The 14,292-nt window shown below is 70.2% G+C and carries 13 protein-coding genes; 6 read left to right on the plus strand and 7 right to left on the minus strand.

What is annotated here, in order from left to right; translation table 11 throughout:
• The first annotated feature begins 1 nt into the window (after position 1).
• On the plus strand, positions 2–1,705 hold the full coding sequence (locus tag AB0N06_RS00525) for an FAD/NAD(P)-binding protein (protein WP_366132570.1): 1,704 nt from the start codon (positions 2–4) through the stop codon (positions 1,703–1,705).
• An 82-nt stretch (positions 1,706–1,787) separates the two neighbouring features.
• Positions 1,788–2,432 (plus strand): TIGR00730 family Rossman fold protein, encoded by a 645-nt coding sequence (locus AB0N06_RS00530; protein WP_366132571.1) that lies wholly within the window; start codon positions 1,788–1,790, stop codon positions 2,430–2,432.
• Positions 2,433–3,061: 629 nt separating this feature from the next.
• On the opposite strand, the gene AB0N06_RS00535 is transcribed toward AB0N06_RS00530, so the two are convergent.
• Entirely contained in the window at positions 3,062–4,078 is a 1,017-nt protein-coding gene (locus AB0N06_RS00535; RefSeq protein WP_366132572.1) for a helix-turn-helix transcriptional regulator, read from the minus strand.
• A gap of 366 nt (positions 4,079–4,444) precedes the next feature.
• The gene (locus tag AB0N06_RS00540) at positions 4,445–4,669 is read right to left on the minus strand and encodes a hypothetical protein (RefSeq protein ID WP_366132573.1); all 225 of its coding nucleotides are present in this window, start codon (positions 4,667–4,669) and stop codon (positions 4,445–4,447) included.
• Positions 4,670–5,246: 577 nt separating this feature from the next.
• Here AB0N06_RS00540 and AB0N06_RS00545 point away from each other — a divergent pair.
• Positions 5,247–5,669 (plus strand): hypothetical protein, encoded by a 423-nt coding sequence (locus tag AB0N06_RS00545; protein ID WP_366132574.1) that lies wholly within the window; start codon positions 5,247–5,249, stop codon positions 5,667–5,669.
• A gap of 115 nt (positions 5,670–5,784) precedes the next feature.
• Here the strand turns inward: AB0N06_RS00545 and mmsA are convergent, their stop codons facing one another.
• Genes mmsA through iolC form a run of 5 tightly spaced genes read right to left on the minus strand, consistent with a single transcriptional unit; the run spans position 5,785 to position 12,111 of the window.
• Complete coding sequence (mmsA, locus tag AB0N06_RS00550) at positions 5,785–7,284, minus strand: CoA-acylating methylmalonate-semialdehyde dehydrogenase (RefSeq protein ID WP_366132575.1); 1,500 nt, start codon at positions 7,282–7,284, stop codon at positions 5,785–5,787.
• 20 nt (positions 7,285–7,304) lie between these two features.
• Positions 7,305–9,185, minus strand: coding sequence for a 3D-(3,5/4)-trihydroxycyclohexane-1,2-dione acylhydrolase (decyclizing) (gene iolD, locus AB0N06_RS00555; protein WP_366132576.1), 1,881 nt, complete (start codon positions 9,183–9,185; stop codon positions 7,305–7,307).
• Positions 9,182–10,126, minus strand: a complete 945-nt coding sequence (gene iolB / locus AB0N06_RS00560; RefSeq protein ID WP_366132577.1) for a 5-deoxy-glucuronate isomerase — start codon at positions 10,124–10,126, stop codon at positions 9,182–9,184. Before iolB ends, iolD begins: the two co-directional genes overlap by 4 nt.
• A 30-nt stretch (positions 10,127–10,156) precedes the next feature.
• A complete protein-coding gene (locus tag AB0N06_RS00565) occupies positions 10,157–11,044 on the minus strand; it encodes a deoxyribose-phosphate aldolase (protein ID WP_366132578.1) in 888 nt (295 codons plus the stop codon).
• On the minus strand, positions 11,041–12,111 hold the full coding sequence (gene iolC, locus AB0N06_RS00570; protein ID WP_366132579.1) for a 5-dehydro-2-deoxygluconokinase: 1,071 nt from the start codon (positions 12,109–12,111) through the stop codon (positions 11,041–11,043). The genes AB0N06_RS00565 and iolC overlap by 4 nt, the downstream gene beginning before the upstream one ends.
• Positions 12,112–12,244: 133 nt before the next feature.
• Between iolC and AB0N06_RS00575 the strand changes: the two genes are divergently transcribed.
• The 3 genes from AB0N06_RS00575 to AB0N06_RS00585 all read left to right on the plus strand — a co-directional run bounded on the left by AB0N06_RS00575 (position 12,245) and on the right by AB0N06_RS00585 (position 14,084).
• Positions 12,245–13,207, plus strand: coding sequence for a sugar phosphate isomerase/epimerase (locus tag AB0N06_RS00575; protein WP_366132580.1), 963 nt, complete (start codon positions 12,245–12,247; stop codon positions 13,205–13,207).
• Between the two features lie 86 nt (positions 13,208–13,293).
• On the plus strand, positions 13,294–13,671 hold the full coding sequence (locus AB0N06_RS00580; RefSeq protein ID WP_366132582.1) for a peptidoglycan-binding protein: 378 nt from the start codon (positions 13,294–13,296) through the stop codon (positions 13,669–13,671).
• Positions 13,672–13,886: 215 nt separating this feature from the next.
• Positions 13,887–14,084: an AlpA family transcriptional regulator gene (locus AB0N06_RS00585; RefSeq protein WP_037694159.1), complete on the plus strand. Its 198-nt coding sequence runs from the start codon at positions 13,887–13,889 to the stop codon at positions 14,082–14,084.
• Positions 14,085–14,292 lie beyond the last annotated feature (208 nt).

Consider the following 14,292-nt stretch of genomic DNA (forward strand, 5'->3'; position numbering starts at 1 on the left):
GATGGACAACAGCACGGACCACCGGACGCGGACAGCACCGTCCCCACCCCGCGAGCCGATCGCCGCACCGGCGGACGGGCCGGTGCCCCAGCCCTTTCGCGGAGCCGGTGACGCCCCGTCCGCCCTGGCCGTACTGGGCCGGCCCGGCGACGCGCTGCCCGTACTGGCCAGGCTCGTGCGCCGGTTCCGCAACGGGCCCGCACCGATGACGGTGCATCTGGTGACCGGAGAGGGCACAGACGTGTCCGCGGAGCGGGACGAGGACGACCTGCTCGGGACCACATGTGCGGCGATCAACGCGTTCCACGACGCCAGGTCGGCCGCACACGGCCCGTCGCTCTACGAGTGGTGTGTCGAACGCGGTATCGGCCCGGTCCGCCCGGACGACTTCCTGCCGCTGCGCCTGCACCGCGCCTACCTCCGCTGGGCGGCCGGCCGGATCGCCGCGTCCGGGGGCGCCGTGGTGCGGGTGGTCGTTCATCCGGAGCCTGCCACCGCGGTGCGTCCTACGGCGGACGGCGGCGGCGAGACCGTGGTCCTGGCCGACGGCACGCTGCTGAGGGTGGACGCCGTGCTGCCCACCGCTTTCCGGCATCTCTTCCAGCCCCCGGTCGCGCCGGGACCGGCGCCCGAGCCGGAGCCCCGGACCCAGCCGCTTCACCTGGCGTACCGGTCGGTCGGCGCGGGCGAACGGGTAGCGGTGCTCGGGCTCGGGCTCACCGCCCTGTCGGTGCTGACAGAACTGACCATCGGACGCGGCGGCCGGTTCGCCTTCGACGGCAGCACGGCCCACTATCTGCCCAGCGGGCGCGAACCGGCCGTCGTGCTGACCGTCAGGGCGGGCGGGCTTCCCCGGACCCGGCCGGTCGCCCCTCCGGGCAGAACGGTGCCGGCTCCGCTCGTCTTCACCTCGGCCCGCCTGGCCCAGCACCGCAGAAAGCGTGCCGGCGGGCGGCTGAGCCTCGCCGACGACGTACTGCCCGCCCTGGAGGCGGAACTCGACCTCGCCTACTACCGTTCGCTGCTGTCGTCCGGCGGGGTCGGACCGGAGACGGTGCAGCGGGAGTTCGCCGCGCGGATCGCCGCCGACGGTCACCGCAGGCTGCTCGATGAGCTGCGCACGGCGCACGGCGCGAGTCCGGTCCACTCCGTGCTGTCCCGGAGCGACGAGATGCCGGTGTGGGCCGACGAGCGCGCGTACGCCGACTGGTTCGGCGCCGAGCTGGCCGGAGATCTGCGCGCGGCCCGCGCGGGGCTGGGCGCGGACCCGGTCAAGGACGCGCTCGAAGTTCTGCATGACCATCGCATGCTGTTGCGGGGGCTTTTGGAGGGGCCGGGCCTGGACGAGGAGTCCACGGCCCGGTTCCACGGCACGTTCGTACCGGCCGTGAACCGGCTGGTGGTGGGCCCCGATCCGGGCCGGACGGTGGAGCTGCTGGCACTGCTCGCCTCGGGCGTCGTACGGCTCGGTCCCGGACCACAGCCACTGCTCCGGGAGGACTGTGACGCGAAGGTGTGGCGGCTGGACTCCCGGCAACTGGCGATCCCGGCCTCGGTCACGGTGGACCGGATCGTACTGCCGCGGATAGCGGAGACACCCGCGGGAACGGTCGGCGACCCGCTGCTCTCCCTGCCCCCGAGGACCGGGCCCGGATGGTCGCGGCAACCGCTTGCGGCGACCGGGCCGGTCCGGGCCGACAGGTGACGTATGGGAGAAGTATGGAAGTCCCCGCGAGGCTGTGCCCCGAACGCACACATGTCGGTTCCGGGCAATCAAGGGGTACTTCATGAACGTCTCTGTCCAGCGCGCCGACCGGATCGGTGTCTTCTGCGGAGCCCGGCCGGGCACCCGCGCCGCGTATCTGGAGGCCGCGTGGGAGTTCGGCACCGCGCTGGCCGCCCGAAACTTGGGCCTCGTCTACGGTGCCGGAGGCATCGGCATCATGGGCTCGGTCGCCAAGGCGACGCTCGCCGGGGGCGGCACGGTCACGGGAGTCATTCCGCAGGACCTCTTCGACCGGGAGAAGCCGGAACCGGGGCACGGGGAGCTCTTCGTCGTCCGTTCCATGCATGAGCGCAAGGCACTGATGTACCGGCTCTCCAGTGCCTTCGCGGTGCTGCCGGGCGGTTTCGGAACGCTCGACGAGCTGATGGAGGTCTCCACCTGGAACCAGCTCGGGTTCCACCGCAAGCCGGTGGTCCTGGTGAACGAGGCCGGCTTCTTCGACCCGCTCACCGCTCTGCTGGACAACATCGTCGCCGAGGGATTCATGTCACCTGCGGACCGGGCCCTCATCCAGGTGGCGGGGAACGCCACGGAGGCGCTGGCCCTGCTGCTCGAACTGCGGACCATGGCCGAGCCCCCGGAGGCTGGGGGCGGAGTCGCCGGTGCTCCGCGAACTCGCCCTGCGCCACAGCTGAGTCCGGCATGAGCCGGCAAGCGTGTGCCGGAAGCATGAACAAGGCAGCGTCCTGCCACCGCAACACCCTGACACCCCAGAGGCCTATTTGCGCGGAACCGCTGGTGAAAAGATGGACTCATTGACAGCGAGAACAATAGGACGATGGAGATCGTGACGTGAAGAAGTCATTCCCCTTTGCCTGCGCCCTGTTCATCGCCCTCCTGGTCGCTCCGACAGCGAACGCGGCGACGAGCCGGGCATCGGGAGAATCCGCACCCATCAGTGAGGTCGCACCGACGAACTCGCTCGACAACACGTGGGGGCCGTAATTCCGTCAGGCCCCACCGGCGCCATGCACGCGGTAAGCATTGTCCTGTCTACCGACGGAACGGCCCGGCCGATCAAACGAACCGCCTGGGCCGACCTGTTTCGCAGGTCGGCCCAGACGGGTGATGGCTTGCAGCACGTCTATGTTCCCAAAGGACACTCAGCCTTCACCGAGGTCACTCTTTTCCTCAGTCAGCCCTCGGTTCAGCAGGCAGAGGTATCCGGCCTCCGGCTGACTCTGCGCGTCCTGCTCGCATCGCCACAATTGCATGGCTGGTCGGTCCGGCGGTGTTCAGCGATTCCGGTGCTGTTGCTCTTCGAATTGATGACGATCAGAGGACGGTTCTCTGATCCGGCACCCTGATCGGGTTCTGCCCGAGCCAGCCCCGTTCCGAGGCCAGTGCGCCTGCCTGGAACCGGCTCCGAGCCCCGAGCCGACGCATCAGGTCGGCGGTGGTACGGCGACCGGTCCGCACCGAGATGCCCATCTTGCGGGCGATGACGTCATCCGTGTGGCCGCCGGCAAGGAGCCTCAGCACGGTCCGCTCATGGGCAGTCAGTCCGTCGGCGTCCTTGGGGCGGGAGGGGCCGAACGGATTCCCCTGCTCCCAGAACTGCTCGAAGAGCATGTGCAGGGCGGCCACGATCCCCGCGCCGCGCAAGAGCACCGCTCCCGAGTCGGCCTCGTTCGGGTCGAGCGGAACCAGCGCAGCGGCACGGTCATAAATGATCATCCGGGGCGGCAGTTCCGGAACGGTACGCACCTGGCCGCCCAGGCCGGTCAGCCACTGCGCGTACCCGGTCGTCGCAGCATCGTTGCGGACACTGTCGAGGTACAGATAGCGCAGGTGCACACCGCGGTCGAGCACGGCCCGGTCCAACGGCTTGGCCGCCTCCAGGCTCTGTGCCGGCTGAGCGCCACCGGTGGCGAACACAACGACCTCCGATTCGCAGGTGTGTGAGAGTTCCTCGATACAGCGCGAGATCTCCCGCATTCCTTCAAATCGCTGAACTTCACCCGTCCGGGACGCAGTCGACGCATTGCTGTACTCGGCCAGCAGGTCCGCGATGGCCCGCCGGCTCTGTGAAATCCTGCGCTGCCGCTCAAGCAACTCCTCCTCGCCCTGACTCAGAAGAGACGCCAGGGCAAGGCCCGGATGAACGAGACTGTGCTCGTCCCGCCCGTCTTCGCGAATTCTTCGGACCAGTGAAAGCTCTGCAAGCTCCTCGAATACACCGAGAACCCTGCTCCGCGGCCATTCAAAAAATTTCGAAAGGCCGTCCACCCCTAAATCCGGTTCTCTGAGCATGACCCTGTAGACCGATTCCTGATCGGCCGTCAGCCCCAAATATTCCAACATTGCTGACCCCCCCGCGGGAATCGCCGGCCGGAAACTCCCGTCACTTCCGAACACCTGACCGTCGGGCCCATGATAGACATGCCATGAAGCCGATGGCCAGTGAACATAACCATGGCCACAGGCCGTCGAGGCGAACCAAATGGGGCCCGGACCGACCCCCGCAGGCGCCCGATGTACCGGAAGACGGTGAAGACGCACGCGTCGACCCCTCACTGAACGCTCACATCAGGGCCCTCGCATGACAGGAAGATGCCACTTCTTCGCGGACGCCACCCGCCGGTACCCGAGCGCGGCCCCGGACGGCCCGGGCGGGCCCTGACGAACCGACCGGGTCCACCATCCTTTGAGCACGACTCACATGGTTTTGACGATGAGGCCGATGTGGGTGACGGCACTGAACGCCAGCACCCAGCCTTCGGGGGTGATGGTGCGGTCGGACGCGAGGAGCAGGCGCCCCAGCGCCACCACGGGCAGCAGCCCGGCTCCGGCGGCCACCGCCTTGATCGTGTTGTACGTCGGCATCTTGGCCCAGTCGATCTTCAGGCCGGATGCCGCCAGGGGGATGGCGTGGCGAGTCATGCAACGGGCGCCGCGAAGGGCTCGGCACGGTGATCATGGTGGCGACGATGGTGTTCGCGTTCTTGGTCTCGGGCCGTGTGGGCGCCGTTCCGATGGAGCGGATGATCGCCGAAGCGGTCGGTTCCGGGAGAACCGCAGTCGGCACGCGATGACAGGGTGAGGCCGAAAGAGGGAGCCGCTGGTGCGGCTCCCTCTTTCGGTTGGGGCGGGCCGGACCCGGCCCGCCCCATGAGCGCGCGCACCGGAAACCACCGGTCCCCGAAACGGTGGTCGGCCCCGAATTCCGCCGGGCGACGATTACCTGGGAGGTAATTGAGGCGGCCGTGTGCCGGTCATTACCGTCCCCGTAGGGGCCTTCGCGCCGCGGACGCGCGGGTGAACGCCCCGGCACCCTCTTATCCGATCTCCCCTCCGGTCCGCCGAGCGGCATCGCGCTCGACTCGTTCCTGCGGGTGAACACCGGGACCCGGGTCCTGCCCGGTTCGCCCACCCCGGTGTTCTCCGATGCCGGGGCACCTGCAGCCTCACCCGGCACACACCTGCGGATCAGCAACACAACTAAGGAAAGGAAGACCTCATGATGTCGTCCCAGAACGCGGGTACGGTCCCGGCGGCAGGCGCCACCCGCTCCGACAGCCTGCTCCGGTTCGCCCTCTCGGCGGACGTCGTCCTCACCGGTGCGAACGGCATCGGCTACCTCGCGCTGGCCACGGTCTTGGACTCGTTCCTCGGCGTGCCTGCGTCCGTGCAGTACGCGGTGGGCGCGTTCCTCACCGTGTACGCCCTGTGGGTGCTGGCCGTCTCCCGTCAGGAGCGCATCAGCCGCGGCGCGGTCGCCGTCGTCATCGGCCTGAACGTGGCCTGGGCCGTGGCAAGTGTGGTGACCGTGCTCGCGGACGCGTTGACGGCGACGGGCGCCGGCAACGGGTGGATCGTGTTCCAGGGCCTGACGGTGGCGGCCATGGGTGCGCTCCAGTACGTGGGCCTGCGGCGCCTGTGAGAGCACACCGGACGACCGTGGCGGCCGGACACGTCCGTCCGTGCATGCCGACGGCCCGTACGGATACAGCTTCCGTACGGGCCGTCGGGCGGAAGAGCAGCGGAACCAGGGGCGATCAGTGGTTACGCGGGAAGCCCAGGTCCACGCCCGCCGGGGCGTCCGCCGGGTCCGGCCAGCGGGTGGTGACGACCTTGCCACGGGTGTAGAAGTGCACGCCGTCGTTGCCGTAGATGTGGTGGTCGCCGAAGAGGGAGTCCTTCCAGCCACCGAAGGAGTGGTAGCCCACCGGCACCGGGATCGGCACGTTGACGCCGACCATGCCGGCCTCGATCTCCAACTGGAAGCGGCGGGCGGCGCCGCCGTCGCGGGTGAAGATCGCGGTGCCGTTGCCGAACGGCGAGGCGTTCATGAGGGCGACGCCCTCCTCGTACGTCTCGGTGCGCAGGACACAGAGCACCGGGCCGAAGATCTCGTCCTTGTACGCGTCCGAGTCGGTGGACACGTGGTCGAGGAGGGAGAGGCCGATCCAGTGGCCGCCCTCGAAGCCGTCGACGGTGTGGCCGGTGCCGTCGAGAACGACCTCGGCGCCCTGGGCCGCCGCGCCGGTGACGTAGGAGGCGACCTTGTCGCGGTGGGCCGCGGTGATCAGCGGACCCATCTCGGACGTCGGGTCGTTGCCGGGGCCGATCTTGATCTTCTCGGCCCGCTCCTTGATCTTGGCGACGAGCTCGTCACCGATGGCGCCGACCGCGACGACCGCGGAGATCGCCATGCAGCGCTCACCGGCGGAGCCGTACGCGGCGGAGACCGCGGCGTCGGCGGCGGCGTCGAGGTCCGCGTCCGGCAGGACCAGCATGTGGTTCTTCGCACCGCCGAGCGCCTGGACGCGCTTGCCGTTGGCGGAGGCGGTGGTGTGGATGTAGCGGGCGATCGGGGTCGAGCCGACGAAGGAGACCGCGGCGACGTCCGGGTGGTTCAGCAGCCCGTCGACCGCGACCTTGTCGCCGTGCAGGACGTTCAGCACGCCGTCCGGCAGACCGGCCTCGGCGGCCAGCTCGGCCAGCAGCATGGCGGCCGACGGGTCCTTCTCACTGGGCTTGAGGACGAACGTGTTGCCACACGCGATGGCCAGCGGGAACATCCACATCGGCACCATGGCCGGGAAGTTGAACGGCGTGATGCCCGCGACGACACCGAGCGACTGACGGATCGACGAGACGTCGACCCGGCTGGAGACCTGGGTGGACAGCTCGCCCTTGAGCTGGGTCGTGATGCCGCAGGCCAGCTCGACGATCTCCAGACCGCGGGCGACCTCGCCGAGCGCGTCGGAGTGCACCTTGCCGTGCTCGGCGGTGATCAGCGCGGCGATGTCGTCGCGGTGGGCGTCGAGCAGCGCGCGGTAGCGGAAGAGGACGGCGGTGCGGGCGGCCAGCGAGGACGTGCCCCACGTGGCGTACGCGTCCTTCGCTGCGGCGACCGCGGCGTCGACCTCTTCGAGGGATGCGAGCGCGACCTGGGTGGTGACGGCGCCGGTGGCCGGGTCGGTGACCGGGCCGTAGTTGCCCGACGTGCCCTCGACGGTCTTGCCACCGATCCAGTGGTTGACGGTCTTCATTACGAAACTCCTTCAGGCCTTCAGAGGTGGCGGCGTCGGGCTGCGACTTGCCGGTCGTAGTCTTCCCGGGCTTTTACCGCCGACGGGCGGGTGGCCGTTTCGGCTACAGGAACATCCCACCACGCCTGCGCCGGAGGGGGGCCCGACACTGTGTCTGCCGTTTCGGTCTCGACGTAGACACAAGTGGGGCGGTCCGCACTCCGCGCCTCGGTGAGGGCTTCGCGCAGGTCATGGACGGTCTTCGCGCGCAGCACCCGCATTCCGAGGGAGGCCGCGTTGGCGGCGAGATCGACGGGCAGCGGGGGGCCGGTGAAACTCCCGTCGGTGCTCCGGTGCCGGTAGGCCGTGCCGAAGCGTTCGCCGCCGACCGTCTCGGAGAGCCCGCCGATGGAGGCGTAGCCGTGGTTCTGCAGGACGACGACCTTGATCGGGAGGTTCTCCTGCACGGCGGTGACGATCTCGGTGGGGTTCATCAGGTAGGTGCCGTCGCCGACGAGCGCCCAGACGGGACGGCCGGGGGCGGCCAGCTGTACGCCGATCGCGGCCGGGATCTCGTATCCCATGCAGGAGTAGCCGTACTCCACGTGGTACTGGCGTCGGGAGCGGGTCCGCCACAGCTTGTGCAGGTCGCCGGGGAGCGAACCCGCGGCGTTGATGAGGATGTCGTCGTCGGTGACCAGGGTGTCGAGGAGACCGAGGACCTGGGCCTGGGTGGGCCGGGCGTGGGGGTCGTCGGCGGCGAACGCGGCGTCGACGCGCTGCTCCCAACGCTCCTTCGCCGCGGTGTACTCGGTCTCGTACGCCGGGTCGACGCGGTAGTTGCGCCCGTTCAGTGCCCCGGTCAGTGCTTCGAGGGCGGTGCGGGCGTCGGCGACGAGCGGGAGCGCGGCGAGCTTGTGGGCGTCGAAGCCGGTGATGTTGAGGTTGAGGAAGCGGACCGCCGGGTGGGAGAAGAGCGTGGCGGAGGCGGTGGTGAAGTCGGAGTAGCGGGTGCCGATGCCGATGACCAGGTCGGCGGTGCGGGCCAGCTCGTCGGCGGCCGCGGTGCCGGTCGAGCCGATGCCGCCGACATCGGCGGGATGGTCGTGGCGCAGCGAGCCCTTGCCCGCCTGGGTGGAGGCGACCGGGATCCGGGTGGCGGCGGCGAACGCGGCGAGGGTCTCCTCGGCGGCGCTGTGGTGGACGCCGCCGCCTGCGACGATCAGCGGCCGGCGGGCGGTGCGCACGGCCCGCACCGCCCGCTCCAGCCCATGGGCGTCGGGCGCAGGCCGGCGTACGTACCAGATGCGCTCGGCGAAGAACTCCTCCGGCCAGTCGTACGCCTCCGCCTGTACGTCCTGCGGCAGCGCGAGCGTGACCGCACCGGTTTCCGCCGGGTCGGCGAGGATCCGCATCGCCTGGAGCGCGGCCGGGACGAGCGCCTCGGGGCGGGTGATCCGGTCGAAGTAGCGGGAGACGGGGCGCAGACAGTCGTTGACGGAGACATCGCCGGCGGACGGGACTTCGAGCTGTTGCAGGACGGGGTCGGCGGGGCGGGTCGCGAAGGTGTCGCCGGGGAGGAGCAGGACGGGAAGGTGATTGATCGTGGCGAGGGCGGCGCCGGTGACGAGGTTGGTGGCGCCGGGGCCGATGGACGTGGTGACGGCGTGTGCGGAGAGCCGGCCGGACTGGCGGGCGTACCCGACGGCGGCGTGCACCATGGACTGCTCGTTGCGGCCCTGGAGGTAGGGCATGGAGGGCCCGGTCTCCAGCAGTGCCTGGCCGATTCCGGCGACGTTGCCGTGGCCGAAGATGCCCCAGGTGGCGCTGATCAGACGCTGTCGCCGGCCGTCGCGCTCGGTGTACTGGCGGGCGAGGAAGGAGACCAGGGCCTGGGCGGTGGTGAGCCTGCGGGTGCTCATCGGGTTGCCTCCTGACCGGAGATTCCGGCGGGGCCGGGGAGTCCGGGGAGCGGGAGCCGGGGGTCGACCGGCTGCGCCGGCCAGGTGTCGCGGATCCAGCCGTGATCGGGGTGGTCGCTGATCAGCCACTCCCGCTGCTCCCCCGGGCCGGCCATCACATTGAGGTAGTACATGGTGTGGCCGGGGGCGGCGATGGACGGGCCGTGCCAGCCGTCGGGGATCAGGACCGCGTCGCCGCCGCGGACCTCGGCGAGGACATCCGTGCCGCCGGGCCGGGACGGGGAGACACGGTGGTAGCCGAACCCGGCCGTGCCGTCCCGCTCCTCGATCTCGAAGTAGTAGATCTCTTCGAGGACCGACTCGACTCCGGGGCGGTGCTCGTCATGTTTGTGCGGCGGATACGAGGACCAGTTGCCGCCCGGGGTGAGGACCTCGACGGCAATCAGCCGGTCGCACTCGAACGTGTCGGCGGCGGCGAAGTTGTTGACCTGGCGCGAGCAGGTTCCGGAGCCGCGCAGCTCCACGGGTACCTCCGGCGCGGGGCCGTAGCGAGCGGGGAGTCGTCGCTCGCACTTCGCTCCTGCCAGGGCGAAGCGGCCTCCTGCGCCGGAGGCGATCTGCGCATGGGCGTCGCGTGGCACGTAGGCGAAGTCGGACACCCCGCTGAACACGCTTTCCCGGCCCAGCAGTTCAAAGATGTCACCTGAGGTGTGCACCGTACAGCCACCGGTCAACGGCAGGACGATCCACTCACTCTCCCCGGTGACAAGTGTGTGAACACCCCCGGGCCTCAGCTCCACCACACGCAGGCTCGACCGGTCCCAGCCGGCCCGCTTCGGATCGATGTCCAGGGCGTACGGTCCCTCCGCCGCGCTGCCCGCGGGCAGATGCCACCGGTGCCCCGGCCGTTCCCGTACGCGTTCCTCATGGTCCGTTGTCATGCCTTCTCCCTTCCCCTCGCTGTCCACTCGCTACAGCAGCGCCACGGCCGTGTCGACGGCACCGGCCACGTCCCCGTCGACCGGATAGAGCAGCGACCTCCCCACCACCAGCCCCTGAACGGTGGGCAGTCGCAGCGCGCCACGCCATTTCTCGTACGCACCCTCCTGGTCGCCGCCCACCTCGCCGCCCAGCAGCACGGCAGGCAGCGTCGATGTCTCCATCACGCGCGCCATGTGGTCGGGGTTCTCGGTGACGGGGACCTTGAGCCAGGTGTACGCGGAGGTGCCCGCGAGCCCCGAGGCGATGGCGATCGACGTGGTCACCGCGGCCGCGCCGAGGTCGTTGCGGACCTTGCCGTCGACCCGGCGGCAGAGGAACGGCTCGACGAAGACCGGCAGCCGGTGCGCGGCCATGGCGTCGATGGCGCGGGCGGTGGCGTGCATGGTGTCGAGGGAGCCGGGGTCGTCGTAGTCGATGCGGAGCAGCAGCTTGCCCGCGTCGAAGCCGAGCCGGGCGAGGTCGTCGGGGCGGTGACCGGTGAAGCGGTCGTCGAGTTCGAAGGAGGCGCCCGCGAGTCCGCCGCGGTTCATCGAGCCGATGACGACCTTGTCCTCCAACGCGCCGAGAAGCAGCAGGTCGTCGAGGATGTCAGCGGTGCCGAGGACACCGTCGACGCCGGGGCGGGAGAGGGCGAGGCAGAGCCGCTCCAGGAGTTCGAACCGGTTGGCCATGGCCAGTTCGTGCCCGCCGACGGCGAAGGAGCCGCGGGCCGGGTGGTCCGCCGCGATGATCATCAGGCGCCCGCTGTCACCGACGAGGGGCCGTCTGCGGCGGCGGGCGGCGGCCTCGGCGACGGCTTCGGGGTGGCGCACGCGTAGCCGTACGAGGTCGGCGACGGAGGAGGCCGCGGGTGTCATGAGACCGCCCCGGGCCCGGTTCCGGGTTCGGTTTCGCCGGTGGTGACGGCGCCGCGGACGAGTGCCTCTTCCACCTCGCGGGGGAAGGGCATGGCGGGCGAACAGGCGAGCCGGGAGGCGACGATGGCGCCGGCCGCGTTGGCGTACCGCATGATGCGCTCGGTCTCCCAGCCGGCGAGCAGCCCGTGGCAGAGCGCCCCGCCGAAGGCGTCTCCGGCGCCGAGACCGTTGACGACGTCCACGGGCAGGGGCGGGACGTCGGCGACGGTGCCGTCCCGGTGGACGGCGAGGACACCCTTGGGGCCCTGCTTGACGACCGCGAGCTCGACCCCGGCGGCGAGCAGGGCGCGGGCGGCCGCATACGGCTCGCGTTCCCCGGTGGCGATCCGGCACTCGTCGAGATTGCCGACGGCGACGGTGGCGTGGGCGAGGGCCTCGCGGTAGCGCGCGGTGGCCGTGGGGTCGACGAGGTGGTCCGCGCCGGGGTGATCGGGCGCGCCGGTCCAGAACATCGGGCGCCAGTCCAGGTCGAAGACCGTGCAGCAACCTGGCGCAAGGCCTCGCTCGTCGCCGGACTCCGCCCGCGCCTCGCTCCTGGCACGCAACGCCGCCAGCGTGGCCGTGCGGCTGGGTTCCGCGCACAGTCCGGTGCCGGTCATCCAGAAGACCCGGGCCGCCCGGATCGCGTCCAGATCGAGTTCCGCTTCGTGGATCTCCAGGTCGGGCGCCTTGGGCAGGCGGTAGAAGTAGAGGGGGAAGTCGTCCGGCGGAAAGATCTCGCAGAAGGTCACCGGCGTCGGATACGCGTCGACAGACGTCACCCATCGGTCGTCCACCCCGAACTCCCGCAACTGCTGGTGGAGATAGTCCCCGAACGCGTCCCGGCCGGTGCGTGTCACCACCGCCGTCCGCCGGCCGAGCCGGGCGGCCGCAACAGCCACATTGGTCGGTGAGCCGCCGAGGAACTTCCCGAACGTGTCGACCTGAGCCAGCGGCCGTCCGGTCTGCAGGGGGTAGAGGTCCACCCCGATCCGCCCCATGGTGATCACGTCGTACATCTCGGGCATACGCATCCCTTCGACCGGCGACCGGAGCGGCTGCCCCCAGGTCTAGCCCTCTCTCCGGAATCCTGTCAACATTTTGTCCGGACATAAGGACGTTCTCTTGACACTCGTCTTCCGGCGCCGAATTCTTGGCCGCATGACCTCCTCCGCTTCCGCTCCGGCCCGCATCCGTATCGGCTCGGCACCCGACTCCTGGGGGGTCTGGTTCCCCGACGATCCCCGCCAAGTGCCGTGGCAGCGCTTCCTCGACGAGGTGTCCGAGGCGGGCTACGAGTGGATCGAGCTGGGCCCGTACGGCTACCTCCCGACCGACCCGGCCCGCCTCACCGAGGAGACCGGCCGCCGCGGACTCACCGTCTCCGCGGGCACCGTTTTCACCGGATTGCACCACGGCCCGGACGTCTGGGAACGGACCTGGGCGCATGTCGCCGACATCGCGGCACTCACCCGGGCGATGGGCGCCGGGCATCTGGTGGTCATCCCGTCATTCTGGCGGGACGACAAGACCGGCGAGATCCTTGAGGACCGCACCCTCACCGCGGAACAGTGGGGCCACCTCACCACGCAGACGGAGCGGCTGGGCCGCGAGGTACGGGACCGATTCGGACTGCGGATCGTCGTCCATCCGCATGCCGACACCCATATCGACAGCGAGGAGAACGTCCACCGGTTCCTCGACGCCACCGATCCCGACCTGGTCTCGCTCTGTCTCGACACCGGCCACTACGCCTACTGCGGCGGGGACAGCGTCAAGCTGATCGAGACCTACGGCGAGCGGATCGGCTACCTGCACCTCAAGCAGGTCGACCCGGACGTCCTGGCCGAAGTCGTGGCGGACGAGGTGCCGTTCGGGCCGGCCGTGGCGCGGGGCGTCATGTGCGAACCGCCGAACGGCGTACCCGCCCTGGGGCCCGTGCTGGACGCGGCCCGACGGCTGGACGTCGATCTGTTCGCGATCGTCGAGCAGGACATGTATCCGTGCCCGCCCGACAAGCCCCTGCCGATCGCCCGTCGCACCCGCGCCTTCCTCCGCTCCTGCGGCACACCGGCACAGACACCCGCGCCCGAGCAGGACACGCCGAACGGGGCGCGGATGTGACGTCCCGGCAGTGTGCGGTGTTGTGCTCGCAGAGAAGCGGGTGCGGCCCCTTCCGCACCCCGTGACCGCACGAGGAGCAACTCACCGTGATCCGAAAGACGTCTCTCTCCGCGAGGACGGCAGGGGCCTCGGTCCTGGCCGCACTCGCCCTGACTGCCGCCCTCAGCACCGCCCCCGTCGCCTGGGCCGCCGGGCGCGCCACGGAGCAGCCGCTCCCCTCGCCCGGCGCGGCCTGCGTGTTCTACGACGGTGATCAGCTGACCTTCTTCGGCGAGCAGGGCGAACGGGTCTCCGAGGTGCAGTGCCTTCTGGCCAACCGCCGCTATCTGCCGTGGAGTGCCGTCGACGGCACCTTCGGGACGACGACCCTCGCCGCTGTTCAGCGCTTCCAGGCGGACCACCCGCCACTCGTCCCGGACGGCCTGGTCGGTCCGCAGACCTGGTTCGCGCTCTGGCACGCCTAGGCCCCCGCCCGAATGCGCGCCTTCTGTCGCAGATATCACTCCCTCGTCACACATGTCCGCGTTACGCGGGCCTTCCGTCACAGGCGTTCGACAGCCCCTCCCCGCTCGTCACTCCGTGTCGTTCACCGGACACAGGCTGAGTGATCGTCAGCGTCCGTGCCGCGGCTCTCCCGACAGCCCCCCGGCTGCCGCTGCGGCGCAGAGAGGTGTCACCTATGACGGACAGAAGGCTCTGGTCCTACAAGGACATTGCCGCACACATCCGGGTGCAGCCGGAGACCGTTCGCTCGTATCGCAAGCACGGTCTCCTTCCCGCACCCGACCATGTGGAGAGCGGTAAGCCCTACTGGTACGCGGACACCGTCCGCGCCTGGGTCGCTGCCCGCCCGAGCAACCGGGGCCGCAAGGGCTGACGCCCTCTCCCCCTCCCTCCCTCCGTCCGTTCCAGGCCCCGTACGGCGACCGGCTCCGACCCTGCGCCGCACGGGGCCTCCGTCCGTTCCACGCCCCGGCGCCGATCCTGTCCCGATCGGGAGCGGGTGCGGACATCTCCTCAGCGGGCCCCCCTCGCATTAATACCCCCTAGGGGTATAGAATCTGCGTGTTGGGGCGCACCGGCCT

It is taken from the genome of Streptomyces sp. NPDC051020, from assembly GCF_040683105.1.
Taxonomy (GTDB): Bacteria; Actinomycetota; Actinomycetes; order Streptomycetales; family Streptomycetaceae; genus Streptomyces.